23 protein-coding genes are annotated in these 25,139 nt (G+C 66.2%); 1 reads left to right on the plus strand and 22 read right to left on the minus strand.

Annotation, left to right across the window (positions count from 1 at the left end; genetic code table 11):
• Positions 1-39: 39 nt before the first annotated feature.
• Genes KAY22_RS06555 through KAY22_RS06575 form a run of 5 tightly spaced genes read right to left on the minus strand, consistent with a single transcriptional unit; the run spans position 40 to position 4,592 of the window.
• Positions 40-270, minus strand: coding sequence for a hypothetical protein (locus tag KAY22_RS06555; RefSeq protein ID WP_296621389.1), 231 nt, complete (start codon positions 268-270; stop codon positions 40-42).
• The gene (locus KAY22_RS06560) at positions 267-866 is read right to left on the minus strand and encodes a glycosyl hydrolase 108 family protein (RefSeq protein WP_296621391.1); all 600 of its coding nucleotides are present in this window, start codon (positions 864-866) and stop codon (positions 267-269) included. The genes KAY22_RS06555 and KAY22_RS06560 overlap by 4 nt, the downstream gene beginning before the upstream one ends.
• Positions 863-1,300: a hypothetical protein gene (locus tag KAY22_RS06565; protein ID WP_296621393.1), complete on the minus strand. Its 438-nt coding sequence runs from the start codon at positions 1,298-1,300 to the stop codon at positions 863-865. Before KAY22_RS06565 ends, KAY22_RS06560 begins: the two co-directional genes overlap by 4 nt.
• Positions 1,301-1,326: 26 nt before the next feature.
• Positions 1,327-2,319 (minus strand): hypothetical protein, encoded by a 993-nt coding sequence (locus KAY22_RS06570; RefSeq protein ID WP_296621395.1) that lies wholly within the window; start codon positions 2,317-2,319, stop codon positions 1,327-1,329.
• Positions 2,316-4,592: a hypothetical protein gene (locus KAY22_RS06575; RefSeq protein WP_296621397.1), complete on the minus strand. Its 2,277-nt coding sequence runs from the start codon at positions 4,590-4,592 to the stop codon at positions 2,316-2,318. Before KAY22_RS06575 ends, KAY22_RS06570 begins: the two co-directional genes overlap by 4 nt.
• 150 nt (positions 4,593-4,742) lie before the next feature.
• Here KAY22_RS06575 and KAY22_RS06580 point away from each other — a divergent pair, with 150 nt between their 5' ends.
• Positions 4,743-5,180 carry a hypothetical protein gene (locus KAY22_RS06580; protein ID WP_296621399.1) on the plus strand — a complete coding sequence of 146 codons (438 nt, stop codon included), beginning with the start codon at positions 4,743-4,745 and terminating at the stop codon, positions 5,178-5,180.
• On the opposite strand, the gene KAY22_RS06585 is transcribed toward KAY22_RS06580, so the two are convergent.
• The 17 genes from KAY22_RS06585 to KAY22_RS06665 form a co-directional block, all read right to left on the minus strand.
• Positions 5,181-7,628: a hypothetical protein gene (locus KAY22_RS06585; RefSeq protein ID WP_296621400.1), complete on the minus strand. Its 2,448-nt coding sequence runs from the start codon at positions 7,626-7,628 to the stop codon at positions 5,181-5,183.
• Positions 7,625-10,363 (minus strand): hypothetical protein, encoded by a 2,739-nt coding sequence (locus tag KAY22_RS06590; RefSeq protein ID WP_296621402.1) that lies wholly within the window; start codon positions 10,361-10,363, stop codon positions 7,625-7,627. The genes KAY22_RS06585 and KAY22_RS06590 overlap by 4 nt, the downstream gene beginning before the upstream one ends.
• Positions 10,363-12,336 carry a hypothetical protein gene (locus tag KAY22_RS06595; protein WP_296621404.1) on the minus strand — a complete coding sequence of 658 codons (1,974 nt, stop codon included), beginning with the start codon at positions 12,334-12,336 and terminating at the stop codon, positions 10,363-10,365. The genes KAY22_RS06590 and KAY22_RS06595 overlap by 1 nt, the downstream gene beginning before the upstream one ends.
• The gene (locus tag KAY22_RS06600) at positions 12,333-12,887 is read right to left on the minus strand and encodes a hypothetical protein (protein WP_296621406.1); all 555 of its coding nucleotides are present in this window, start codon (positions 12,885-12,887) and stop codon (positions 12,333-12,335) included. Before KAY22_RS06600 ends, KAY22_RS06595 begins: the two co-directional genes overlap by 4 nt.
• A gap of 3 nt (positions 12,888-12,890) precedes the next feature.
• The gene (locus KAY22_RS06605) at positions 12,891-13,319 is read right to left on the minus strand and encodes a hypothetical protein (RefSeq protein ID WP_296621408.1); all 429 of its coding nucleotides are present in this window, start codon (positions 13,317-13,319) and stop codon (positions 12,891-12,893) included.
• Positions 13,316-15,517 carry a hypothetical protein gene (locus KAY22_RS06610; RefSeq protein WP_296621411.1) on the minus strand — a complete coding sequence of 734 codons (2,202 nt, stop codon included), beginning with the start codon at positions 15,515-15,517 and terminating at the stop codon, positions 13,316-13,318. Before KAY22_RS06610 ends, KAY22_RS06605 begins: the two co-directional genes overlap by 4 nt.
• Positions 15,510-16,106: a hypothetical protein gene (locus KAY22_RS06615; protein WP_296621412.1), complete on the minus strand. Its 597-nt coding sequence runs from the start codon at positions 16,104-16,106 to the stop codon at positions 15,510-15,512. Before KAY22_RS06615 ends, KAY22_RS06610 begins: the two co-directional genes overlap by 8 nt.
• A gap of 108 nt (positions 16,107-16,214) precedes the next feature.
• Positions 16,215-16,664: a hypothetical protein gene (locus KAY22_RS06620; RefSeq protein WP_296621414.1), complete on the minus strand. Its 450-nt coding sequence runs from the start codon at positions 16,662-16,664 to the stop codon at positions 16,215-16,217.
• Between the two features lie 105 nt (positions 16,665-16,769).
• Positions 16,770-17,705, minus strand: a complete 936-nt coding sequence (locus KAY22_RS06625; RefSeq protein WP_296621418.1) for a phage capsid protein — start codon at positions 17,703-17,705, stop codon at positions 16,770-16,772.
• A gap of 205 nt (positions 17,706-17,910) precedes the next feature.
• Positions 17,911-18,765, minus strand: a complete 855-nt coding sequence (locus KAY22_RS06630) for a hypothetical protein (RefSeq protein ID WP_296621420.1) — start codon at positions 18,763-18,765, stop codon at positions 17,911-17,913.
• Complete coding sequence (locus KAY22_RS06635; RefSeq protein WP_296621422.1) at positions 18,758-19,084, minus strand: hypothetical protein; 327 nt, start codon at positions 19,082-19,084, stop codon at positions 18,758-18,760. Before KAY22_RS06635 ends, KAY22_RS06630 begins: the two co-directional genes overlap by 8 nt.
• Positions 19,071-20,729 (minus strand): portal protein, encoded by a 1,659-nt coding sequence (locus tag KAY22_RS06640; protein WP_296621424.1) that lies wholly within the window; start codon positions 20,727-20,729, stop codon positions 19,071-19,073. The genes KAY22_RS06635 and KAY22_RS06640 overlap by 14 nt, the downstream gene beginning before the upstream one ends.
• 88 nt (positions 20,730-20,817) lie before the next feature.
• Positions 20,818-21,783, minus strand: coding sequence for a RyR domain-containing protein (locus KAY22_RS06645; protein WP_296621427.1), 966 nt, complete (start codon positions 21,781-21,783; stop codon positions 20,818-20,820).
• A gap of 28 nt (positions 21,784-21,811) precedes the next feature.
• Complete coding sequence (locus KAY22_RS06650) at positions 21,812-22,003, minus strand: hypothetical protein (protein ID WP_296621430.1); 192 nt, start codon at positions 22,001-22,003, stop codon at positions 21,812-21,814.
• Positions 22,000-23,562, minus strand: coding sequence for a hypothetical protein (locus KAY22_RS06655; protein WP_296621432.1), 1,563 nt, complete (start codon positions 23,560-23,562; stop codon positions 22,000-22,002). Before KAY22_RS06655 ends, KAY22_RS06650 begins: the two co-directional genes overlap by 4 nt.
• Positions 23,559-24,047 carry a DNA N-6-adenine-methyltransferase gene (locus KAY22_RS06660; protein WP_296621435.1) on the minus strand — a complete coding sequence of 163 codons (489 nt, stop codon included), beginning with the start codon at positions 24,045-24,047 and terminating at the stop codon, positions 23,559-23,561. Before KAY22_RS06660 ends, KAY22_RS06655 begins: the two co-directional genes overlap by 4 nt.
• Positions 24,044-24,655, minus strand: coding sequence for a hypothetical protein (locus KAY22_RS06665; protein WP_296621437.1), 612 nt, complete (start codon positions 24,653-24,655; stop codon positions 24,044-24,046). Before KAY22_RS06665 ends, KAY22_RS06660 begins: the two co-directional genes overlap by 4 nt.
• Positions 24,656-25,139: the final 484 nt, after the last annotated feature.

Consider the following 25,139-nt stretch of genomic DNA (forward strand, 5'->3'; position numbering starts at 1 on the left):
GGTCATAGGCCGGGCGCAGCGGCAGCGATCGGCCGAGCGTCATGGTGCGTCTCCGTTTCCGTCACGGCGCGCCAGCTCGATAAGCTTTTCCATGCGCGCGCCATTGTCGCTCGATCCCTTGGAAGAACCGAGCCAGTAGCCCACCGCCAGCATGACGATGTTCTTCAGCGTCTCTTCAAGGCCTTCGCTGTAATGGTTGATCAGCGCCCAACCGAAATAGGCGATGATCACCGCCGACAGGACCAGGCGGGGCGCGTCCTTGGCCGTCATGCGTGAAACCATGCCCACCATCCCTCGCCATCGCCGGGCGTGAAGTATCGGCTGCGATTATCCCAGCCCTTCTCATATTTGGCGTTCGAGGGGTTCTTGCCGATGATCAGCTCGTAGAAGCTGTCCCGGATCGTCCACCAGGCGCCGGCGACGAAGTGGACGCCCTGCGTCGTCACGAGGCCCCGGAAGGCGCCGGCGGTCGCCGGCCCCATGATCCCGTCGTCGGCAGTGTCCAGCATCCGCTGCAACAGCTTGATCGCCTGCACGGGGCCGGCGCCCCATCCGAAGTCCATGATGCTGGCGGTCACCGCGTTCCACGGCAGCATGTCGAGGCGCGGGCGGAGATAATAATTCTCCAGCGCCAGCTTCGCGGCTTCCTCAAGCGTGATGCTCCGGATCGTCTCGATCGTCACGCTGCCGACCGGGATGCCGCGCAGCCCGGCGATGGCGGCGGGCGTCACCCCATATTGCGAACCGACCAGCTGGCCGACGCCGCGCTTGCCGCCGGTCCAGTTGCCATTGTCTGCCGGGTCGCCCGAATAGACGCCCTCCCACCGCGTGATGTAGCGCACCGCCTGTTCAAAGGGTGTCTTCATGCCCCGCCTCCCGTCTGTTCCTCGATCGCAACCAGTTGCCGCACCATGTCGGCCGGCGTGGCCGGGTGAACCGGGAACGCCTGTTTCAGCATCTCGTCGGCAAGGCCCAGCGCGTGATGCATCGGGTCGCGCTCGCGCAGCGCGGCCGAGACCAGCTCGAAGGCGACACGCAGCGCCCGCATCTGCACGTCGCGCGCAGTGTCTTTGCGCTCCAGTTCCTCGAGGCGGTCCGACAACCGTTCGGTAAAGGCGGTCCGCCCTTCGTCCAGGGCGCGTTCGCGGGCGCTCAACTCGTGGTGCCACTTGTCCAGCTTGGCTTCGCGCGAGGCCTTGTCCGCCGATCGCTGCCGGATCAGGAAGGCGAAGGCGCCGCCGATTACGGTCAGCAGCGAAACCACGCCGGTGATCATCCCCGAAATCGCGCCGGCGCCCATGCTCTCGTCTGCCATCGCTACCCCTCTCATGTGCACCACGCCTGAAGTTCGGCGTTCGCCATCGCCCGGTTGAACGAGAGCACGCGGGCGATGCGGGCGTTATGCTCGCTCCCCGCTCCGCGATAATGGCCGATCCGCATGATGGTCGGCGCCACGGGAACCGCACCGCTCGACAGCGTCGCGGGCGTCGCCCCGCCAACGCATATGGCGAAGTCGTTGGCCTTCCAGCGAATGCCGACGTTGCGAAAGCCGCTGAAGGTCGCCGTCGTGGGAAGGTCTGCCACGCCGACATTCCCGGATCGGACGAACAGCGCCAGCGTGGTGGAGGATCTGCGATAGATCTCCATCGTATTATTGCCGCTGCCGTCGTCGATGCACAGGATCTCGCCGTTGACCAGTGCGGGCAGCTCGGCGTTGAGGATCATCGTTCCCTCGGCCGCATTGTACACTTGGGCCAGCGCCGAACCCGATATCGTCGGCAGGTCGGCCGATCGCAGCACCGCCGATGCGCCTGTCGCGACGAAGGACGTGGCGATCGTCCCCGTCTCCAGCTGCGCATATTGCACGGTCCCCGTCACGGTCAGGGTCAGCGTTCCGGCCGACGGTGTGAAGGTCAGCGTCTTGCGCGAAGGATAGACGGCATCGCCGGTCAACGTGGCGGAGGCCGCGCCCGACAGCGCGATCGAGCCCGTGCCATAGAAGGACAGCGTATAGGCCTGCGCCGTCACCGACAGGCTCTGTGTCGCCAGATTGGCCCCGTCGATCGTCGCATTGACGAGCAGGTTGGTCGCCGCCTTCTCGACGCGCAGCCCCACGAATTGTCCCGCCGTGCTGGTCGAACAGTCGATCCGGGGCGTGCTTGCCGCCACCGGCAGGCGCGCCGCACCGATGCGGCTGCCATTGGCTCCACCGGCGAAGCTCATCCGCCGATCGGTCTGACCCGCCCCGAAATTCAGGTCCATGATCAGGCCGGCCGGCATCGCTTGCCGCCGGATCAGGCCAAGTGCCGCGCGGGTCACTTCATTTCCTCGGTCACGTCCAGCACCGTCATGCTGTCGCCCGCTGCCGCTACCGCACAGCGCAGCTGCACCGTCACTGGATAGGTCTGGTTGTCGAACGCCGCATAATCCTTGCCGGACAGCAGGATCTTGTGGGTCACGTTGTGTGTACTGCCGTCCGACAGGACGATCGTCACTTTCTGGTGAAGCCGGCCATAGGACCGGATGCGGACGGCAACATGGAAGTCATCGGCTGCCGTAGCTGCAGTGGTCAGGTCGATGACGCGCGGCGTGCCCGTATCGCTGATCACCATCTGCAATGTCTTGGTGCCGTTGGTGCCGGCCCGCTCGCCGTCGATGTTCAGCAGCAGGGTACGGCTCGGCGGAAATTCGTTGATCTGATAGGTTTCGGTCCAAACGACGGTGGTGGCGACGCCTTCGATCACCCCCGTATAAGTGGGGATCTGGACATTGCCGCTGGTAACCTTCGGTTCCGTCCGGCGATAGCTGTCGATCTTCTGGACATAGCTGCCGGCGTTGGTCCGGATCAGCACGCCGCGCTGGTCGATATGATAGGGCGCATAGGTGCCGTTGTCGGTGGGGGCATACATCGCCCGCGCCTCCGCCACGCTGAAGAACGGCGCCCGATATTCACCCGGTCCGACGATGGTGCGCGACGAATAATCGCCGCCCCGAATGAACTGATAGCTGTCGCCGGTGCGCAGGCCGGTCGCCTTGTTATAGTTGACCGTAGCTTGCGCCACCTCGACATAGACCAGCGCGGGACCGGAAGACCGCTCGATGAAGGAGATGATGCCGGTATAGGCGGGGCCTTCGACCGGATCGTCGGGATAGCTTCCCCAATCGGCCGTTCGCACGCGGATATCCGCCTGCATGTTTGGGCCGAGCCTGAAGATAGCCGGGTTTTCGGTCGGTCCTTCGCCTGGCCGCGATCGGCACATGCTCTCGAAGCCGCCGCCACGAAAGGTGATTGCGCCGCCCACCGCCGAAAAGTCCAGCGGATGTTGCCCGCCGCAGCTTTCATAATAGACTTCGGTGCTGGACAGGTTGACGCCGCCGGCACCGGCCGTGGTAGCATCATAGGCCTTGCCTCCCGTGGTCGGCCCGAAATTGCCGCGCTGGAAGTCGATGCCGACGGACGGCCCCATCCGCACATGGGTGTAATTGTGAAACCAGTAGAAGTCCTCGACATAACCGCGCTGTATGCCGAGGATGTCGAGCGCAATGGCGCCATCCGTGTCGAAATCGCCAATGAAAACGCGGCGCAGCAAGGGATTGGTGGTAAACTCTTCCTGTCCATATCCGTCGCCGAAGATGATCGCGCCCGGCGCGCCCTCGGTGCCGAATATGCCGATATCGACCAGCGCGGCAAAACCGCCGTTCGTGCGCGGCAGGTTGAAGGTGACGGTTGTGCCGGTGTTCAGGATCGAGGCAGCCGCTTCGTTGATGATGCCATAGCCGCCGATCGCAGTGGCATCCCCCTCCAGTGTTGAATTGGGAGGCCAGTCGACCGTGCCCGCAACGCGATAGGAAAGCCCCCGTCCGCTCGGAAGGATGGCCTTGCCGCCTTGCCAGCTGTCCAGCTTGTCGGCGACGCGCTGCAACCCGTCGCGATTGTTCGTATTGGACGGGTGGCAGTCGAATGGATCATCCGTGACGTTGATCGGCGCGCGCTGTAGTTTCTCGCCGACCGATTTCGACAGGTAAGTCGACGCCCAGCTGAATTTGATCAGACCGGGGCCGGGATCGCCTGCCAGATCCTCGCGCAGGTCCGCATCGCTGCCGGTCCCCGACGCATAGGTCATTCCCCCGCCGGGGCCGAACACGGCGAACTTGCCCGCCCGTTCGTCGGCCGGCGGCAACGGGTCGATCGTCTCGCCCGGCGGCACCTTCAGCGCGCGGGCATCCGTTTCGGCGTTCTGCGCCTTGTTCTCCTGCGCGAGCAGCGTCAGCCGGTCCAGCGCGCGTTCGTGGCTCTCGGCCGGGAAACGGTCATTGGCGACATAGTCGGTCGGCTGCACCGGCACAGTCTCGCGCGCGATCTTCAGCGTTGCGCCGACATGAGCATCGCCTACCCGCGTGATCGAACCGCCGCCGGGGGCATTGGCACCCGCCACGGTGTAATCGGTGCCGAGCGCCAGATAGCTGACCTCGCCATCCTCGATCCGCGTCACGCGCAGGTCGGCGTTCGACAGGAAGCGGAACGGCACCGGATAGGTCGCGGCGGCGCTCTCGATATAGCTGATCGTGCTGGTGAGCGTCGAAACCGTCATGCCGTCCCCCATGCGAGACGGCCCCGCCGGGGGCGGAGCCATCCGAAGCTATGGGAGAGGGAGTGCGGCCCTCCTGATGCGCGCTTATATCAGCGACGCGCCGACGCGGCTAGGGGGCAGTAAAGGCAGCGGCGTCTGGCATTCCGTGATATGTCACGCTTCGACTCGATCGTTGAAGGGGGCTTCATGCGTCGCGCACTTTTCATTCCGCTTTTGGCTATTCTTGTCAGCTGTTCGACTTTTCCGAACATAGAGCAGGGCCTTCAGTCGATGGTTGGTCGACCGCGCGCGGAAGCATTTTCGCGCTTGGGATATCCTTCGTCGCAACTGCAATTCGGCTCGGATACTGCCTATGTATGGGGTGCGAGCAACACCGTTGCGGTCCCGGTTCCGCAGAGCAATTCGACCAGTGGTTATGTCGGTAGCACGCCGTTCAATGCGACGACGACCAGCACCGGTTACATGCCGATGACCTACAGCTGCACGATACGGATCATTGTCGGTCCGGATGACCTTGTGAAGTCGTGGGACTATAATGGCAATCTCGGCGGGTGCAGCCGATATGCGAGCCTTCTGAAGCCGCGCTGATCATTCGCCGGCGACGTTCCCCATGTCCGGCCCGCGATCGGGGGCCAGCTTGCCGGGCCGCCACCAATAGCCCTGTTCCTGCTCGGCCGCGCGGCGCTCCATGCGGCTGAACGCCTCGCGATAATCGGGATCGGTCCATTCCTGCGCCGTGTCGAGGATGATCCGCTGAAAGGCGAGGCGGCTGTACCACAGGGAAGAACCCGGCGTGTAGCGCTGCGCCATCCGCACCGCGTCGCGGCCGACATTCGGGCCTTTCGGCTTGCTGCCGTCGGGGTTGCGTCCGGTCAGGCTGTGATAGAGCTTGAACAGGTTGCCGACCGTGATGTTGCTCACGTCCACGGCAAGGCCGGCGACGGGGCCGGCGGCGGTCTCCAGCGGGCCGCCGCCGAAGCGGCTTTCCGCCGATGACAGGAAGTCGCCGAACACGCCGAAGCCGCCGCCCTGGAGCATCGCCGCGCCGATAAACTCGCCCGTGTCCATTGGGCGCGGGTCGCGGCCCTTGCTGATTTCCTTCGCCTGGATCGCGAGCGCGCCCAGCAAGGTCGTGGTCAGCACCAGCGAAGCGGCGTAGGTCGCGGCTCCCGTGCCGCCCTGTGCCGCTGCCCGCGCTGCATGCGTCATGATCATCGAAACGCCGAACGACTTGAACAGGCCGACATTGCGTGTGACCTCGCCCCAGAAGGTGCCCGGCCGGTCGGCATTCAGGAAGGATCGGGCGCGCACCGTCGCGGTCGGGACCGCATAGTCGGTTTCCGTCAGCACCATGCGCAGCAGCCGGTCGGCAATCGCCTGGTCGGCGATGTCCTGCGGGCGCAGGAAGTCGACGCCGTCCTCGCTGTGCAGCGCCGTCTGGCGCAGGGCATCCCATTGCGTCCCGTCGAAGCCATAGCGTTCCATCGCCCGGCGCAACGCCGGTTCGACGTCGCCCCACGAGCGGTCGAAACTGTCGGAAATGGCGCCCATGAAGTCCATGCCGAACGCCCAGCGCCCCGCCTGTGTCCATGGTGACAGGCCCGACCAGCGCAGCACATTGTCACTCAACACGCCGGCCCAGCGATGGACCTGGCTGTCGAGCGTATAGCGATGCTGCGCCGCCATCATCTTGCTGGCTTCCTCGGCGATCAGGCCGGCGCGCACAGCCGTCTGTCGGTTGGCGGATTTCAGCTGGTCGACATAGCCGGTCAGCGACCGCATCTGCGGCAGCCCGTTGAACGCCCGGATCTGCCGCTGAAAGCCGACGTCGGTAATGGCCGACAGTGAAGCCGAGCCCAGCATCGCCGACGTCAGCAGTGAACGCATGGTGCCGAAGCGCCGCGCCCATGTCCCGTTCACCGGTTGGTTCATGTTGCCGCTGGTCGCGTCATAGACGCGGCGCAGCCGGTCGGCCGCCGATCGCATCCGGTCGATGCCCTTTTCGTCGCCGGTCAGCGCGGCCCCCTTGGCAAGGCCGTCCTGCAACCATTTGACCGTAGCGTCCGGATTGGGGCCGAGGATCTCCATATGGGCGATGTCGCGGCTCATTCCCTCGATATGGCCCATCATCGCCTCGAACGGGTTTCGCGTGCCGAACCGGTCATTATAGGCCATCCAGCCTTCAGCATCGGCGAAGTGGAGGAAGCGGCTCTCCTGTCGCTGATTGGCGAGCTTGCCGCGTCCCGTATTGCCGCCGGGTGTCCGCTTGATCCAGCCATCGGTGCGGATGGTGTCGAACACGTTGCGCAGCATGTCGTCGAACGCATCGTCGGCGAAGGGCTGGCCGGTTTCGTCGTCGATCACCCGCCGCCGGTCGAGCAGCGGCGCGATGAACGCCCGCCAGTCGTCGAAGCCGGCATCCCGGATCTTCAGGCTGTCGTGGCTCTGTGGGAGCCCCCATTTCTCCAGCTTGCCGATCGCGCCGCCGGCCGCGTTGAACCGCTGGCGCAGCATCTCCGACGCCTCGGTCCATGCGCGCGCCAGCGCCGCCGCATTCGGGTTGCCGGACGATGTGCCGAACAGCTCGCGCACCACGTCAGCCATGTCGGCGACGTTGCGCGCCGTCCCGATCGAGCTGCGCTTGAAATGCTGGATCACGCTGTTCATGCGCGCGTGCGCCTGCCCAAGGATCGCCTTCCGCTGCGCCTCGACATTGGCATAGGGCGCACCCTCGACCGCATCGAGCAGCGCGATGGCCGCACCGCCGGGATCTTTGCCGTCCTTGAAACCGGCCATGTCGACGATCGCGCGCTTCTGCGCCGCGACCTGCAACAGCATCTGTCGCTTGCGCAGCTGCGCGTTGCGCTTCATCGCGGCCAGCGTGTCGGACGATGCGGCGGCATCGGCGGCGGCGGGGCCCAGCGTCTTGCCATGCTGTCGGCGCAGCCGGCCGTAAATCTCCAGCGCGCGGTCGCCCTGGTCTTTCGTGATCTGGCCGCTTTCGACCAGACCGGGGATGCAGGCGGCAAGGCTCATTCGGTCATACCTCCCGGCGTCATGCAGGCTTCCATAGCCGTGATCGCCGCCTCTTCGCGGTCGGCCTCGTCCAGCAGCGCCGCGATGCTATATTCGTCGCCGGCGTCGTCGATGCGGAAGCCGCCGGCCGGATCGGCCTCCATCGCCATCATCAAGTCATGCTCGATCGACAGCGCCTGGTCCAGCGCCGCCTGCCCCTCGGGATCGTCCCAGCGGGCAAGACTGTCCTGCATCTCGCCGAGCCGCTCCCAGTCGTCGAACGTCATGCCCGTCTCGACACGGGCGGGGCCGGCGCCGGCCTCTTCCGCCATGGCCGCCAGTTCGTCGGCCGATCGCATGTTGATCGCGCCCATCAGCGCCTGATCGGCGTCCTCGCCTCGCCGGATGCGACCGATCGCCTCCTCGATCAGCGAACCGTCCATGTCGGCGATGCCCATGTCGCGGGCGGCACCGTCAAGCAGCGACCGGATTTCCTCTTCGCCATCGTCGATCTGGCGCGTTCGCTCGCTCACGATCGCCACGTCTTCGGGGTGATAGACCCGCTCGCGCGCGCCGCGTTCGACCAGGTCGATGACTTCATCCAGGCTCGGCCGCTCGGCAACCGACGGCGGGCCGAACCATCCCGCTTCCCACAGCTTCTCCCCCAGCTGATCGACCGACATGCCGCCCTTGCGCAGCACCCGGCCACCTTGCGTCATCCGGTTCGACAGGCCCGCCGTTACGGCGAAGTCATTGCCTTCATTGTCGCGCAGCCCGCCCCAGCGCGCGATCTGTGTCAGCAGTTCGACCGGCCCGGCCGGCGCCTTGCGCGGTTGGCGCGGCTTAATGTCCTTTTCGACGAACGGGCCGTCTTCGGCCGTGATCGCCGGCATGTCGGGCGCGGGCTGTTCGGTGCCGCGGATTGCATCGACCGCGCGGACCAGCTCCGCCGCCCGGTCCGGCTCGGGGCCGTACAGTTCCCGTTCCGCCTCACGCCGGATTGCCGGATCTTCGATCAGGTCGGCTCGCAACTCCACGCCCTCGGGTGCGTCCGGCGCGAATATGCTGCCACCTGGCATTTCGCCTTGGCCGCTGGGCCAGTTTTCCTCCTTCAGCCGCTTGGCCGCCCACGCGCGGACCTCGCCAGCTGTCTTGCCTTGCAGCACCGACGCGTTCGCTTTTACAATTTCCGGCGACAATATGGCGTAAAGCCGGGTTTCATCGGACCAGCTCAGCACTTTTCGGCCTGTCTCGGGTCCAAAGAAGTGCATGATGTACACATTTCGCGGGGTCGTCGGCAGGTTTGCTTTCATCAGCGCCGGTATGTAATCGTCTGCTATTACGCGGTTGAGCACTCGCATCGAAACGTCCGCGTCTAGCCGCAGGTCGAGAATTTGCTTTTCGAGCGTTTTATCGCGCACGATCCAGCGCCCATCTTCCTTGACGATCGCGCGCGCATAGCGGCCGAGCCGTTCCTTTGCTCCATGCAGTTTGATCGCACCAAGCCAGCTCTGGTCGATGAATTGGCCTACGCCAGTTGCGCTGGACAGCGGGTTTTTGGCATTGGCTTTGCCCCGGCTCTCCGCCATGGCGATGCGCCTTGCGATCTCGCCCACCGAACTCGACAGGGCCGTCTGTGACGCGAAGGGCGGGCGCTTTGCCGGGGCGAAGGTCGGCGCCGGCTCGCCGGCCTTCAGCGCGTCGATCGCGGCGGCAAGGCGCTGGCCGTGCAGCATGTCGGCATCGGGGCCGGGCTTGAACGGGCTGCTTTCCCGCACGTCCGCATCATAGTCGAGAACATGCATCGCCGCCCGTTCGTCGGGCGTCAGACGGTCTGTGCCGAACCGCTCGGCGATGACGCCGGTCAGCGCGCGATCGTCGATCGTCGCTCCGTCGATCATCCGGCGCTGGATGCTGTCGGGCAGCCGGTCGAACTGGCTGGCAAGAAAGCTCTCCCGCACGCTCGCGATGGCGTCCGGGGCGAACTCGATCGACTTGGCGGCACCGCCCAGCACCGCGCCGGCGGCGGCGCTCACGGCAACGTCGACGGCGGCGTCCTGCAACGTGCGGTCGATCCCCAGCCTCGTTGCGTCGGCCTGTACCAGCGGTTCGCCAAGCGCCGTTACGGCGGCATTGGCGGCGGCCTCGCGCGCGGCCACCGACAATATCTGGCGGGCAGCGCCGGCCGCCACCGTGGAGCCGCCGCTAACCGGGATATAGGTCTCGGGCTTAGTCAGCTCGCCGCCGAGCCCGCCGATCAGCCCGCCGAACGTGCCCCAGCCTGTCGCGCCCTGCTGCACCTGTTCCGCCGCCGACAGGTCGCGACGACGCAATTCCGTGATCTTCGCGGAGAGGCTGGCGATGTCGCGGACGCCGCTATAGGTCGGCAGGAAATTGGGGTCGCGCTTCTGTTCGGCCGACAGCGCCGACAACATGGCATTGAACTTGGCGAGATGGTCCATCGCCTGCGCGGGCAGCTTTTCCCCCCGGTCCAGCCTGCGCTGATAGCCCATCGCCTCGGCGACGCCGATGCGCCTAACGGCTATGCCGCGCTGTTCAAGCGCCGATGCGATCTCATCGCGGGCGTTGTTCTCATAGCGCGCCTGGTTGGAGAACATGTCGGGGCCGGACCGCGATGCCTGGAAGCCTGCGGCGACATTCTCGATGAAGCCCGTTTCCCGGATCGGCGGCTCAGCCGCCGGGCGAACCGATCCGCCCTGTTCGACGGCCTCGGTATATTGACCGAACAGGCCCATCAGCGGCCCCGCAACAGATTGATGTCGAACGTCCACGGCCTTTTTTCGCTGTTCGTCACCAGACCATTGCCGATGCGGATGCGATAGCGGCCGTCGAACATCGGGACAGGTACGGCCTTGCGGATTTCGGGCAGGGTCAGCTTCCGGCCCCCGACATAGGCGTTCCGGCCCTGCGCGGCCCGCGTCCAGTCGGCCTGTCCGGCGCGCGCGATCGTCTGGGTGAAGTCCTGCTCGGTCCAGTCGGGCGGGATGATCACATGGCCGCCGTTCATGGCGATGATGCCGCCCCGGCCGCGACCGTCGCCGCCGGCGGCGCGATCGAGCGCGCGCTTCCACCTGTCTTCATCGAGCCCGTTCTGCTCGACGTCGCCGGCATCGGCGCTCTCATAGGCATAGATGCCACGCGCCGTCTGGTAGAGTGCGGTGCCCAGCGCAGGGGCATCGCTGAATGCCTTGGCATAGGCGCCCCATGCGGCATTGGCATCGTTGCGAACCGCCGGCGTCCATATGCCCTTTTGCGTCTTCAGGATTTCGTCGCCCTGCAACGCGAGGCTGGCGACATTGCGGCCGGTGGCGCTCGACGCCGACAGGTCCGCAAGATGGGCGAACATCGGATCGTTGCTGACCTGCCTTGCCGCACTGGCGGCATCGTCGCCGAACAGACGCACGCGATCGAGAACCATCGCCTTGCCGCCGGGGCTGCGATAGGTCGCCTGCATCTCCTCGATCTCGGACGGTAGCAGCGGCTTGGCATCGCGCTGTCCATATTGGTTCGCAGCGGCGCGGGCGGAGCGGCGCCGCGCCTCGATCGAGGCCGGGTCGCTCCAGTTGATCGGCGCCGGCGGCGCCCGGCCGGTGGCATAGCTGGCGGCCAGCATCGGCGATTGACCGAGCAGGCTGCTGACCGTCGACCGGATTTCCTTCAGCCCTGTTCGCAACGCATTTTCCGATGGCGTCAGCCCGCCATTCCGCGTCTCGGTCGCCGCGAGCTTAGCCAGTTCCTCGTCGAGCTGCGCCGGCGTCAGATTGCGATAGCCGACCGCCGCCGCCGATGCCTGGCCCTTGGCGCGCAGTTCGACCGCCTTGGACGTGTCGCCGATCGCCTCATAGCGATCCGCCAGCGACTGCCAGTCCTGTGGTTTGCCGGTGCCCGCGTTCAGCGTCGCTTCGACGGTTGCCAGCTCTTCGCGCTGTTCGGCCTTTGCCTGGCTCGCCAGCGCCCGCTGTTCGGCCGCCTCCCGGCGCAAATCGACGTCGGTTCCGCTTTTCAGGGCGAGCAGCTTGTCCGCCGGCAGCAGCGTGTCGAACTGGCCGCTGTCGAGCAGGATCTTGCGCTTGTCGGCCGGCAACCCTTCGGCCAGCGATATCGCCCCCTTGGCGAGCGACGCCCTCCGCAACTCCTCGATCTTGTCCGCTGGCAGCAAGCCTTCCATCTGCCCGATGCGGGTTTCCACCGACGCCTGGTAGCTTTCCCAATTGTCCCCGGTCGGCGACCGGTTGAGCAGATTGGCCCCGATATCGTCGGCGGCCTGATAATCCGCGATCGTCTTGTCCGCGCGCTTCTCGATCGCATAGGCTTTGGCATTGCCCAGCACGCGGCCCCGATACTGCGCAACGTCGGGCAGAAAGGCGTTGCGGACCTCGCGATCGGATAGCGTGTTCAGAAAATCGTCGGTCCGCCGCTCGACGATCGTCGCTGCCTTTTCCTCGAAGCCGGCGGCATCGGCCGGCCCGTTCAGCTTCAGCTGGGTCAGTTCGTCGTCGATCTGCCCTTGCAGCTGCGCGAAGGCGACCGCCCGGTCCGCCGCCATGCCGGCGCGGTCGCGTTGACGGTCCACCAGGACGACACGCTGCGTCGCCTCGCCCAACTGGTCGAGCCCCTGTCCGACGATTGCGCCCGGCGCGGGGCCGTTGCGCAACTCGATCGGCATCGCCAGCGCGCGGGTCTGGCTCTCATAGACCGGCCCGCTCATCGCAGCGTTCCCATGCCGAAGGGGGATGTTCCGGTCGGCATCCGATAGGATGATCCATAGGCGATCGAGGGGGCCGCGCTCGCGCTGCCGCCCGCACCGGCCGCGCCGCCCGCCGATGACCCGCCAAGGCTGCTCGCGCCCATAAGGATGCTGCTGCCGACGCTGAGCCCCGTCGATATCAGCGTGCCGGTCGCCTGTTGCTTCATCTGCTTGGCCTGCCGGCGCAGATTGCTGGCCTCGCCGGCCGCGCGGTTGCGGATGTTCAGCTTGTCATACTCGGCATTGATCGCATTCTGGCGCAGCATCTCCAGCGCGCTGCCGGTGCCCAGCTCGATACCCGACGCGCCCTGCATGGCAATCGCCTCGCCCTGCGCGGCCCGCGCCTCGCGTGCTACCTGCAATTCGTCCAGCGCGCCCTGCAACTCGGTACGGCGGGCATTTTCGCGCGTGGCGTTGGCGTTGCTGTTCAGCTGGCTCGCCTGCGATATGCCGCTGTACAGCTGGCCCGCCGCCATGGCGCCGATGGCGATGATCGGAAGCGCGGCACCCATCGGTCATTCCCCCTTGATGCGCGCGAAGATCAGCGCGTCGCTGCCGTCCGGCCACACGCCGAACATCGTTCCTTCCTGCGCGAAGCCCAGCATCCACGCCCATTGCCGCGCCGCCGGGAAGCCGCGCCGGACAAGGCAGTCGATCCGGCGATAGCCGCTCGCCTCGATCGCGCGCAGGCAGGGTCGCGTGATCGCCAGCAGCTCGGCCGGCGACAGCCGCGACAGCGCCGCCCATGCCGTCGCCCATTTCGCATGGTTTTCGTACAGCCCGGCGCACGCGATCGGCCGGCCGTCGCGAACCGCGGTGAAGCTCGGTCCGCCGGCCGCCATGACAAGGATCTGCCCCTGCGCCAGACCGATGTCGCCGGCCTGCTCGGGCTGCACCTCCAGCGCCGCGATATCGTCGGGGTGAAAGTCGCGGATCTCGATCATCGGTCGCCCGTCGTGATGGTTGGCAGGATGGCAAGGATGGTGGCGGGCAGGGGGGCCGTCCGCTCGATCAGGATCTGCGCGTCGCGGTCATAATCGCCGATCTCCTCGAACACGAAATCCCCGCTGAACAGCGGCGGCGCCTGGTCCATCGCGACAAGGTCGAGCCGGTTTTCCAGCACGGTCCCCATGCCGTTCTGCACCGTCACCTTGATGCCCAGCGTCTCCGCGACGCGCAGCGTCACCCGGTTCACCCGCTTGATCTTGCCCTGGCTCGTGCCGTCCTCGCTGCCGACCTCGAAACGCAGCGTCTTCAGCTGCGCGGGCAGGGGCAGGCCGACATGGACGGTGGAGGCGGGTGCATCGAGCGCGACCGTGCCCGCACCGGAAACCGTCAGGCGGGGATGGCTCGCGCCGTCGACCAATATGTCGACCTCGGCACCGGCAAGATGCGTCAGGCCGCCGACGCTGGAAACCGGACCGCCCGAATAGGTCACGCCGGCATCGACGAAGAAGGCATCCTTCTGCGCGGTGCCCGTCTGCCATATCGGGTCCATGCGCAGGATCAGGTGTTTGGCCCCAAAGGTGGCATAGACCCATATCTGGTCCAGCTCGCCTTCGGGATCGGTGCAGCGGCAGATGCTCTTCGCCGACAGGCCTGGCCCCATCGTCCGCCGTGCCCAGCCCAGCGCCTGTTCGGTCGGTTCATAGAGGCAGGCGAACAGCGTTCCTTCGCGGTCCACCGCCCACAAATGCCGGTCGGGTTCCTGCGCGAACGCCATTTCGACGAAGCCCGCCTTGCCCATATGCTCGGCGAAGCGGGTGATATCGACGGCCTCGTTGCGGTCGCGCTCGACCGCATAGTCCAGCTGGATGATCTTGCGCCGCGCCTTCTGAATGAACAGCAGCCGGCCGGCGGTCAGCAGCGGGCGCCCGATCGCGCTGCCATAGGTCGATTGCGTTTCGATCTTGGCGTTTTTCGGCCCGATCGCCTGCGCGGTCGATTGCGCCTTCAGCACATGTTCGGCGCTTGCCGTGCCGATCAGCAGGTCGCGGTCGGCCTTCAGCCACCGGATGCGGTTGGGGTTCGGCAGCGATACGCGGATTGCCATGTCGGCGGTCTGCTCGCCCAGCGTGTTGACCTCGGCGAAATTCTCATAGTCGCCGACGACGCTGGCATAGACGGTCGCATCCTTGCCGAAGGTCAGCCGCTCATTCCATATCGTTACCGCGTTCGGCCAGCCCCGGCGCGCCGAAAAGGCACCGAAGCTCCAGCGCCACGTCGTCTCGCCCCCGGTCAGCCAGGGCAGGCGGCGAACGACGGTCGCGTTGACGACTGTGGGGCTGACATAGCCGGTGATCCGCGCCACCCCGTAGCGGTCATGGACATAGGTCCACTGCACGCCATAGGGGCCCTTGTCGTTGATGTCCTTGCCGACGCCCGAACCGTCCCATTCGGTGCCGGACGAGTGAACCGGCGCGACGGTGCCGGTGCGCAGGCTCGCCCCGCCGCTCATCTGGTACACCCGCCCGTTCCAGGCGCGATATTCGCCCAGCGTGACCTCAAGGCCCGGTTCCCACTGTCCGATGCCGTTGAAGTCTTCCGTCTCGAGGCGGATCAGCCCGCCGACGTCTCCACTCTGGAATTGCGCGCTGCTCGCCGTGATCGTGATCGCGCCGGTGATGCCGTTCGGCGACATGGTCACCGCTTCGTCGATATTCTGGTCCTCGAAGGGACCGGCCGACAGGTCGAGCGTGGTCAGCGCGAAGGTCGTTGCGCTGGTCCGCGACAGCTTGCGGGGCGCGTGCGAGCCATGGCACAGATAGAGCACGTCCGCCGACTGCTCATGGTCCAGCTCGGCCAGCTCGGCGAACGCATAGGGTGTCGCCACCTCATAGGCGACGCCAGGGCTCGTCTCGATGCGGACGTCGTTGGTGTAGAAGCGGAACGCTGCGTTGCTCGCCTCGATCACATAGCTTTGTGTGACGTTGAACTCGAACGGCAGCAGCCGGCACGGCCCCTTGGCTTCCGCGACGTAGCGCGTTCCCGGCGCGGCGATGGCCGGCCCCTGCAACACCGGCAGGAAGCCCGTCACCGTCTCCAGCCCGTTCTGGTAGATGCGCTGGTCCACGCGGCCATGCAGGCGCGGCGACAGCTCCCCGCCATTCAGGCTCGCTTGGATCGGCGTCGCTCTACCCACGGTTACGCGCCGCGAGCCAGCTGGATTGCGCCTGCTGGCCTAGGTCGCGGTTGCCGGTGGCAAGGCCGTTCTGGCGCCTGGCGCCACGCATGGCGCGTTCGGCCTTGGCTTCGGCGCGGTTCGCGACGCCTGCCAGCGCGGTGACCGGCTCGGCAAGATCCTCGGCCAGCTGCCGGATCAGCGCCTCGTACATGCCGGGCGACCAGGTCGCGAGGTCGATATTCCGCCAGATAAGCCGCACCGGCAGCGGGCCTTCATGATCGGTCAGGATCAGATTGCCTTCCTGCTCGCCCTGGAAATAGTTGGGATCGTCCTTTGCGAAGGGCAGCCAGCGCAGACAGTCGGCCGGCAGCTGATATTGATAGGCCCAGCCAAAGGCGGGCGTCTCGGAAAGACGGTTCAGCCATTCGCGGCGAACCGCCGGCTTCCACGGCTGCTCGGACAGGACGGCGTCGACCGTGCGGTCCCATATCGCCTTGGCGCTGGATGCCAGCGAGCTCGCTTCGTCGATATCGGCAATGCGCTTGGTGGAGCCGATCAGGGCGGCGGCGGCGTTGATAGCTGCGGTCTGCGATCGTTCGCCGGCCATGGTCCCGCCCTCTCTTCATAATCGGAAGACGCCGCCGGGAAAGGCACTCCCGGAACCGACTGGAGGCGGTCCCGAACATTCCCGGCGGCGCTCCCCCCGCTGCCGGCCTCAACGGCCGGTAGTGATGACCCAGAACTGCAGGATGCCCGCTCCGGGAAGGTCAGCCGTGCCGACGGTGAAGATGATCTCTTCCTCCGCCGACAGCGGCGCGTCGTCGCCGGCCGATGACAGCATCGTGGGCGTCGGCACATTGGCCGTGGTGAACGTCGCTGCGGCGCGATATTTGGCGGGCGTGCTTGCGGTGCCGACCGCGATCGTCGCGCTCGCACCCATCGTCACCGACGCCAGCATCAGGATCGCGACGACCTTTTCGTTCGCCGGGATCTGCGCGATCACATTGGTGTCGGCGACCACTTTCTTGACGGTGCTCGACGCCATGTCGAACGTCGCCTGATAGGCGCGCAGCCGGGCGCCATAGACGCGACCGTCCGCCTTCAGGTCGGGAACCTTGGTTCCGTCGATGACGCCGACAAGCTCGGCCGAATAACCCTTTGCCATAGTCTCCGTTTCCTTCGTCCCTTCGGGCCTTTCGGTCCGCACGCCCCCTCGGGGGCAGTTGATCCGGGGTTGGGAGGCGACCGGAGCCGCCTCCCGGCCCAGGGGTTATTCGGCGCAGAGGATCTGGAAGCACTTGTCCTCCAGCACGCGGGTCGCGCGCCCGCAGGTGTAGCCTGCGATCTGCTCGCTGTGGTTCTTGCCCGGCAGCAGGTCGACATGGCCCTCGAAGTCGAGCCAGTTGCCCCAGTGCATGCCCGACCGGACGAACACGGGCAGGCGGCGATAGCCGCTGCCGTCGACCGTCAGCGTGGACGAGCGCTTATAGGCGCTGGCGTTGCCGATCTCGGCCATCATGAAGTCCATGCCGAGGAAGTCGAGCACTTGGCCCGTCTGAAGCGCCTGACGCATCATCGGGTTATAGTCCCGGTTCGTGACCTGCATGATGTTCAGCAGATCCTCTTCCTGTTCGGCCGTGATGATGATCACGGGCCGCTCGGCCGATAGATCGACCAGGCGCTGCCGCATCAGCTTCTTGATGCCGATCAGCTTGGCGAGCGTCAGGCCGGTGGGCGTGCCCGTGTTGCCATAATCGACCGCCATGATGTTGGCCGACTTGAACGCCACGGTCTGGAGGTTGTCCTCGGTGCCGGTGTAGGCGGTGCCGTAGAAGCCTTCGAGGAACTTGTCGTCCTGGTAGCGGCGAATGGCGGTGGCGACCCGGTTGACGATCGGCGACTTGATGTCGACTTCCGTCGCCAGCTTGTCGTCGGGGTCGATCATCACCGCGACCTGCGCGCGCTTCGGCTTGGTGATCCACCGGCGGATGACGTCGGGATCGGTGGTCTTGGTGTCACCGTTCCGCTCGTCGATCTCCTCGGCGTAGATGTCGCTGAAGCGATCTTCGATCTGCTCGAACTTGTTGTTGTAGGCGCCCATGCTGCCGCACAGGCCACGAAACTTTCCGGGCATTTCGTTGAGTGCGAACTCAACCGCCTTGCGGAAACCGATCGTACGGACGACGTCTGCGTAATCAACGGCCATGATGACCCCCATCTGAAACGACTTGCGAAGTTTCGATCGGGGAGACGGCAATGCTGCCGGGCCGGTCTGACGGGATTTCGACCCGCCTATTACGCCGCTGCTTTCGCGGTTGCACCGGAGCCGTCAGAGGACGGGGAGGCCGGATGCCGACAGCCACAGAGGGCGATCGGTCGGGCGGGACAATAAATCCCGCCCGACTCCATGGTCAAGAGGCTTTGCGCTCCCGCTGCGCTGCTTCCTTTCGGGCGATGGCCTCGACAAGCCGGGCATATTCCTGGCTTTCGGCCGAACCGTCGACCTTGACCTTTGCGCGCCAGTCGGCATCCGCCATCTTCGCATTCAACGTCGCGTCCGGGTCGCCGCCGCTACCGAAGCCGCCGGTTCGGTCGCCATCGACGCGCGGATGTTCGCCCATCGCCTCGCCGATCCGCATGAACAGCTCGACCGCTTTCCGGTCGCCCAGCGTCTCGGTCAGCTTGTTCGCCGTGTCGCCATCCAGCCCGAACTTGCGCGCCGCATCCTGTGCGAGCCGTTCCTTGACCACATAGTCCGCGCCCAGCTCGGCCTTCAGCGCCTCGATCGACGCCAGCCCTTCGGCCCGCTTGGCTTCGGCGGCGGCAGCCGCATCGCCCTGGAGCTTTGTTGCCAGCTCGTTGTTCCAGCCTACCAGCCCCTCCACCTGGCGCGGGGTCAGCCCCAGCTGGTGCGCGATCGGGCGGAACTGGTCGGCCAGCGCGCTGTCGGCGCCATCGGGCAGCGTGATCTGATAATCTGCCGGGTCCTTCGGCCGACCGATGGCCTCGTAAAAGCCCTCCCATGCCGCCTGGTCCGCATCCTTGCCGGGCACGATGACCCGGCTCGACGCGAGCCGCTTGGTTTCGATATGCCCGCGCGCCAGCGCCTCGATGTCCGCATAGCGTGCCAGTGTCGGGTCGCCGCGAAGATCCTCCGACAGCCCGCCCAGCCATTCCGGGGTTGCGGTCGCACCGCCGCCCTCGCCACCGGGCGCGGTCAGGATCGCCGCGCCGCCTTCATTCCCGCCTTCCGTGCCGTCACTCATCTTCGGTCTCCCTCAATTCGCGCCGCAGCGCCTCCAGTTGTTGTCCGTTCAGTCGCAGTCTTTCCTGCAGGTGCAGCCACACCTGTCGTCGGCCCTCCATGATCAGGATTTCGTCGCGCGCGTCGCGGCGGTACGTCGTCGTATCGGCCATGCAGAAAGCCGCGATATCGTCGAGGACGATCCCCGCCGATCCGGCCAGCGGCCCGTCGCGCTTGAACAGCGCGGCATAGCTGGCATAGCGATCGGCCTTCCGCCGGATGATGTTGCGCAGGTCGCGCACGCGCTGGGCGACCGCCTCCGCATCGTCACGCAGCGACACCGGCGCCTCCGTTCAACCGGGCGAGGTCCGTCGCCACCTTCGACACGACCGGCGCGGCCTCCAGCAGCTGCTGTGTCTGCCCCTGCTGCGCCATGGCTTCCTTGCTCGCCGCCTTTTCGTCGTCGTCGGCCTCCCACGAAGCCGGCACCCCGTTGATCCGCGCGAGCCCCGCCAGCACCTTGTCGAAGGGATATTGCGTCAGGAATTGATCCACGAGCGCGGGCTTCGCCTGCATCAGCGGGGTGGCGCCCTCCAGCGTGCGGAAGAAGCCCGCCGCCTGGTCGGCCATCTGCGCCCGGCGCAGCGGATTGTCGTACATCAGCTGAAACAGGCCGCCAGCCTCGCGCACCTCGGGCGGCATGTCGTCGAGCAGCCCCATCTCCCACATCAGGTCGATCTCGCGCGCTGCCATCGGGTCGAACCACTCGGTTTCCTGCCGCCCCAGCGGCGACAGCAGCACGCCTTTTTCGCTGGCCCGCTCCATGACGTCGGTCGCCGACACATGGGTCTTTTGCTCCTGCCGGACCTGAAACAGATCCTCCCACAGCGCCCGCTTGATCACGGCCCGCGACTGGTCGAGCAGTGCCATCGCCGGCGCGAGGTCGGCGCCGTCCAGAAGCTGCTTCAGCATTGGGTTCTTGTCGTAATCGAGCCCGCCATAAGTGATCCCCCCGGCGAAATAGCGGATCAGCTGGTCGGCCATGTCGTCGGTTGCAAGCAGCGGCGGTTTCGCCGCCAGCTCCACCATCGTGATCAGGTCTTTCGCCATTTCCTGCGTTCCGCGGATCGCCGGCATCACGTTCATGACCGGACCGCGCCCATAGGTTTCGGTCGGCGACTTCTCGAACCGGCTGTAGATCGTCGGCATGACCCGATAGCCGCCTTCGTCGAAGATGACCTTGTCCCGCGTGGAGACATAGAGGCTCTGGATCGGCTTGCCGCGCTTGTCGGCGCGCGTTTCGTCATGGTCGGCGCGCGGCCGAACGACCTGCAGGAACTCGAGCTTTTCTTCCGGCTTGTTGTCGCGCATGGCCCGCTTCACGCATTCGGGGGCCTTGTCGCCCCATTTCTGCTCGGCCTGCCGCGCGGTCAGCGTGAATTTGCGGTGGATCGTGTCGATCCGGCCCCATGCATTTTCGCGGACATAGAGCTGCCCGATATGCTCTGACCGGTAGTAAAGCCCCATATAGCGGCCCTTGTTGTCGCGCATCAGCTCGGGCGTGATCGCCTGGTTGCCGAACGCCAGCAGCGACGCCACGCTCTCATGCGACTGTTCCGCGAAGCCGCACGATGCCGCCGATCGCAGGGCGAACAGCTGCGAGGTTTTCAGCTCATACCACTGCCGCACCCGCCGGTTGTTCAGCAGCGCGTCGTCGCGCGGCGCCAGCGACTGCCAGCGCGCCCCGCGCGGCATGGTGTAGCTTTCGAACACGGCACAGCCATGATCGAGCGCCAGCATCGCCGTTTCGTCGTAGATCCGCGTCGTGCGCCGCATCCCCTGGGTGCGCGAATAGCCGCCCGTGCTGAAGTCCGCCTGGCGGGGAAGGACATGCTCCGCGACGTCCTGCCACTGGCTTTCGAAATTGCTGCGGTCCGTCTCCATGACGCCCTGCTGGCGCATGATTTCGGTTGCATCTTCCATCATCGGATCATCCCCCGCTTATGGGCCTCGGCCCGCCATTCCCCGTCGCTCCCTCGCGTACGCGCACATGCACGCACGCGAGGGGCGCCCGTCATCCGAAAATCAGGTGGCCGCTGTCGAACATCGCGGCGCGGCCATTGCCCGCCGGCAGACCGCCGGGGATCTCGCACTTGGCGACCGGCTTGCCATCGGCGATCAGCCACGCATGGTCGATCCGCACGAATGCCGCGTCGCGGTCGATCTCGATCCGGCGCGTCAGCAGCGCGCGGCCGCCATCCTTGCGGAAGTCGGCCGGCGACAGCTCGATCGGCTTGATGTCGTCGATCTGCCCGCCCTCTTCGGAGAAGACGAGCGAGGTTGCCCCGGTCAGCGCCGCTTCCAGCGCGGTCGGAGCCTTGTCCGCCAGCGCCAGCATGACCGCCCGTTTCTTCTTCGGCGCCTTCGGGTTGGCGAGCTTGTCGAGCTTGCCTTCCAACGTCTCGACCTTGGCCGTCGCCGCGCCGAGCTTGCCTTCCAGCTCGCCGACCTTGTCCTTCGCCTCCGACAGCAGCCCGATAATGTGATCGGCCGCGCTATACTCCCCGCTATACGCCTGCGGCTCATAGCCGAGCGCCACGATGGCGGCGGCGATCTTCCCCATCTGTGTCGCAAGCAGAAGGATCCGGCCCTCGTCTTCGTCGGCGAGCGGACCGAAGCCGCCTGCCGTTGCGTGTACCAGCGTGCGGAACAAGCGGTCCTTGAACTGCTGGTCGGGGGGCAGCTGGTCGAACGGCACAAGGCAAGGATGGGTTTTCTTCTTTTCGTCCTTGACCTCTCCGAACTTCCACCCCGCCGCCAGCTTGTGTTCCATCCAGCGTTCGTGGCTCGCAGCGTCGCCGGCATCCGGGTTCGCAAGGTGAAATTCGACGCCGACGATGGCGCTGTCGCGCTGCCAGTCGGGCGCTTCGGCCCACGGCTTCTGCGAGGTGTCGCCTCCATACTCGCACCAGGCTGCGTTGGCTGCGTGGCAGGCCATAGCTATCGCTGTGACGAAGCCGATCGAAAATGTTTTCCCCATAGTCCGTTCCTTTCCGCTCTTGTGAAAATCAGACGCCCAGCAGCGCCTTCGCTCCCGCCGACGCGGGTTCCGCGCCGGTGAACCCCATCAGGACATTCGCCCCCGCACCGCGCCGCCGGCGCAGCTCATCCGCTGAAGCCGCATTCTCCGCCGCCATGTCGCGCGTCGCGACCGGCACCGGCGCCGGCATCTTGGGCTTTCCGAAAATCATCGTGCTCATGGCTGCCTCCCGCTGAAATAACCCTGCCCATGGTCGACCCTCTCGCGTGCACGCGCACGCGAGGCCCCGCGCCGGTCGGTCCGGCCGAGAACGAAATCCATCATCCCTTCGGCTTCGAGCGCGCCGTACTGCTCGGCGTCGCAAATGTGGGTGTAGATCGTGTTCGCGATCTCCAGTCGGCCGCGCGCCTCGCCGTCGCCATTGGTCGCGTTCGCGTAGCGATAGCCGCCAAGATGGCCCCGGATCAGGTGGCGGCAGCGCGGGTCCACCGCATAGCCGTCGATCTCCGCCTGTGCCCGATGGATCGCTTCCAGGCGCGGCGTCTGCCGGTTCGTCTTGGCCGGTCGCACCTTGGCGCCGAGCGACTTGCTGAAGGCCCGCACCCAGTCATGTTCGTTGTCGGCGCGATCGGCTGCGGCGAAGGCCGCCGGGTCCGCCACCACGCGCAGCATGTCGGGTTTCAGGCTTGGAAAATGGTCGTTCAGCATCTGGCGGCACATCTGGCCGAAGGCGGTGGGGCCAATCTTCATCAGCGTCTTGCCGTCCTCGTGCATGATCACCGCCTCGGCCAGCGTCCGGATCTGCGCCATCGGGGTGTGCTGCATGGCGGTCGCGGCGGCGTAGAGCCCCTGGTCGCACGACAGGATCAGCGGGCGGCTGCGATCCCATTCCAGCGGGCGGACATGCTGCTCGTAGCTGAAGCCCGGATTGACGGGCTGGCCGAACTGTTGCGGCACGAACTTGTTGTCGACCATGCGGGCGACGTAGCTGGGCCGGTGCTTGTTCAGCGCCGCCTGGATATTATAATATCCCTTCGGCAGGTTGTGCAGGTTCTCGGCGCCGGGCGAGCGCCCGCCGGGCTGGATGAACGTCTCGATCAGCTTGCGGTCGCCCAGCGCCTCCGCCAGCTCCGGCGACAGCAGCTCGCCCAGCTCCTTTTCGACCGCCAGCTTATAGACCCAGTTGTCCATGTAGGGCGCGTTGAGCGACAGGATGATCTGCGGATCGACCACCAGCGACGGGTCGAGGTCACTGAAGCGACCGACGCGGCCCGACAGGAACGACAGCAGGTCCGGCGGCTGAAGGTCGGCTTCGTCAATCATCACCGCGTTGACTTCCCAGCCACGGCACGCCGCTTCGACGCCCTGGTCGCCGATCGCGCGAAACTCCATTTCCAGCTCGCAAATGTCGCTGGGCTGGCCGTACTCGTCTTCGTCGAGGATCAGGTTGAGCCTGTGCGAGTAGGGGGCCTTGCGGCTGAATACGCCGTCGCTTTCCGGGTGGATGCGGAACCAGCTCGGCAGCGTGTTCTTCTCGATCGACGGGTACGTCTCGCGGATGACCCCGCACCGCGCCTTGCGCCGCTTCCGGCCCTTGGCATCGAGCCTGAAGCCCTGCCGCATCCCGACCTGCCGCAGCTTCCGCAGCGCCGACATCGTCTTGGCCGAGCCGACCGGACCGATGATGACCGACAGGAACGACCGATCGTCCATGAACGCTTCGGAAATCGGCCCCGGCGAATTGAGGATGCGCGTCTCGAAATTCGGATCGTCGATCATGCGGCCCACTCCGTCACGAGGGTGCCGGGAAGATCGCTGTTTCGCAGGCGGTTAGCGCCCTCACCATAGCCCGCCAAGGCGATCGGAGCGCCTGAATTGGCTGGCTGCGCTGATCCATCGGGCCGCAGAAAATTAACGCGGTGGCCGAGAAAAAGGATCAAATCTGCCCCTGTCCAGATTTGCCGGAACCATGCGGTTTCGGTGCGCGCGTGAACGAGGGCGATGCCTTGCCCATGCTCCGCTAGCTTGGCGAGCCAGCGGCCTATCAAGCGGCGATCGAACGGGGGGTTCAACCATACGAGCCCCTTCCAAGGCTGTGCTAGACCGTCGATTGCTTCGACGTAATTCTCCGCCGCGCAGTCCCAAGGCCGCACCGTTGCTGCGCAGGGGTCAAGGTCGAACGGTCCGAGCTGATCCAACAACCAGCGCGGGGTCAAATGGACTTGGCTCTTGCCGATCGAGGTTTGATGGCTGCCCAGCGTCATGCTTCGTCCCCCAGGTCGATATCCTTGGCGACGCGCACGGCCTTGCCATCGACCGTGGCGCCGACCGGTTTCATCTCGCCGCGCTGCTCGATCACGCGCACGCCCCGGATCGTCGCGTCGACGGCGATCGGTTTCTTGCTTTCGAGGTAGGGCAGCAGCGCTTCCGCGCACCGGATGCGGAGCCCCTGCGCCTCGGCGTAGGACAGCCGCTCGATCACGACGTTCGGCTGGCCCGTTTTCTGGCTGAAGCTGTGGACCTTCTCCTGTTTCGACGCCTCGATCAGCAGTTCCGGGTCGGTCGCCTGGATCTCCATCAGGGTGAAGGCCGGATGCTGGCCCCGGCTCAGCAGCAGGCGCGCGAAGTCGTCGGTTCGCTTGTTGCGCGAGCCGGCCGGGCGCCCGCGCTTGCGCGCCTCGCGCGCGTCGCGCACGAGGGACAACTTCCCGGCATCGGCACCGAGCCGCTCTTTCGCTTCGAGGATCTCTTCCGGCGTCAGCGGGGAGAGCAGGTCGAGCTGTTCGCTCTCGGCGCTTTCCGCTGCCAGCATGGCCTTTGCGTCCGCGATGATGTCCGCGACCAGCTTTGCGTCGCCGCTGTCAGTTGACACGACCCCAGCCCCTCCCTAGCGTTGCGACCTTCGCGCCGGCTCCCATGCCCGCGCGCTTCCCACGCCCCCGGCCCCGGCTTGCAGCGGTCCAGAACCGCGCCCCACCCCGGCCCGAGGGCGTCCATCCCCCACATTCGGACCCCCGGCCCCGGCCAGTCACGGCGAGGGAATGCGCCTCCCGGAGGGCCGACAGTGAAAGGGGAAGCGGGGACCGGTTCGAAATCCGGAAAATCTCGCGTGCGAGCAGGAGCGGGGAGACCGGCGCGCGAAGGGGGGAGCCGACCCCGGCGGCGAAGCCGCCGACCAGGTCGAGGCCGATCGGCTTCAGTCTGACAGACTGACGACAGGCGGCGGAAAAGCCCAGCGGATCAACGCCTTGCGCCGATCCTTCCAACATCGCCCTTCCAACATGCTCCGATGCGGCACCGAAAAACGGCGGAAAACCGCCATTCCGCTGCGCGACCTCGACCAGGCCGAACCGCAC

The sequence above is a fragment of the Rhizorhabdus sp. genome, assembly GCF_018006725.1.
Lineage (GTDB): Bacteria > Pseudomonadota > Alphaproteobacteria > Sphingomonadales > Sphingomonadaceae > Rhizorhabdus.

Excerpts from the sequence above, each read along its gene's own strand:
- KAY22_RS06640 (WP_296621424.1), bottom strand. The coding sequence starts at position 20,729 with ATGATGGAAGATGCAACCGAAATCATGCGCCAGCAGGGCGTCATGGAG.
- KAY22_RS06590 (WP_296621402.1), bottom strand. The coding sequence starts at position 10,363 with ATGGGCCTGTTCGGTCAATATACCGAGGCCGTCGAACAGGGCGGATCG.
- KAY22_RS06565 (WP_296621393.1), bottom strand. The coding sequence starts at position 1,300 with ATGGGCGCCGGCGCGATTTCGGGGATGATCACCGGCGTGGTTTCGCTG.
- KAY22_RS06620 (WP_296621414.1), bottom strand. The coding sequence starts at position 16,664 with ATGGCAAAGGGTTATTCGGCCGAGCTTGTCGGCGTCATCGACGGAACC.
- KAY22_RS06660 (WP_296621435.1), bottom strand. The coding sequence starts at position 24,047 with ATGACGCTGGGCAGCCATCAAACCTCGATCGGCAAGAGCCAAGTCCAT.
- KAY22_RS06655 (WP_296621432.1), bottom strand. The coding sequence starts at position 23,562 with ATGATCGACGATCCGAATTTCGAGACGCGCATCCTCAATTCGCCGGGG.
- KAY22_RS06625 (WP_296621418.1), bottom strand. The coding sequence starts at position 17,705 with ATGGCCGTTGATTACGCAGACGTCGTCCGTACGATCGGTTTCCGCAAG.
- KAY22_RS06600 (WP_296621406.1), bottom strand. The coding sequence starts at position 12,887 with ATGGGTGCCGCGCTTCCGATCATCGCCATCGGCGCCATGGCGGCGGGC.
- KAY22_RS06645 (WP_296621427.1), bottom strand. The coding sequence starts at position 21,783 with ATGGGGAAAACATTTTCGATCGGCTTCGTCACAGCGATAGCTATGGCC.
- KAY22_RS06575 (WP_296621397.1), bottom strand. The coding sequence starts at position 4,592 with ATGACGGTTTCGACGCTCACCAGCACGATCAGCTATATCGAGAGCGCC.
- KAY22_RS06615 (WP_296621412.1), bottom strand. The coding sequence starts at position 16,106 with ATGGCCGGCGAACGATCGCAGACCGCAGCTATCAACGCCGCCGCCGCC.
- KAY22_RS06605 (WP_296621408.1), bottom strand. The coding sequence starts at position 13,319 with ATGATCGAGATCCGCGACTTTCACCCCGACGATATCGCGGCGCTGGAG.
- KAY22_RS06560 (WP_296621391.1), bottom strand. The coding sequence starts at position 866 with ATGAAGACACCCTTTGAACAGGCGGTGCGCTACATCACGCGGTGGGAG.
- KAY22_RS06555 (WP_296621389.1), bottom strand. The coding sequence starts at position 270 with ATGACGGCCAAGGACGCGCCCCGCCTGGTCCTGTCGGCGGTGATCATC.
- KAY22_RS06595 (WP_296621404.1), bottom strand. The coding sequence starts at position 12,336 with ATGAGCGGGCCGGTCTATGAGAGCCAGACCCGCGCGCTGGCGATGCCG.
- KAY22_RS06580 (WP_296621399.1), top strand. The coding sequence starts at position 4,743 with ATGTCACGCTTCGACTCGATCGTTGAAGGGGGCTTCATGCGTCGCGCA.
- KAY22_RS06630 (WP_296621420.1), bottom strand. The coding sequence starts at position 18,765 with ATGAGTGACGGCACGGAAGGCGGGAATGAAGGCGGCGCGGCGATCCTG.
- KAY22_RS06650 (WP_296621430.1), bottom strand. The coding sequence starts at position 22,003 with ATGAGCACGATGATTTTCGGAAAGCCCAAGATGCCGGCGCCGGTGCCG.
- KAY22_RS06585 (WP_296621400.1), bottom strand. The coding sequence starts at position 7,628 with ATGAGCCTTGCCGCCTGCATCCCCGGTCTGGTCGAAAGCGGCCAGATC.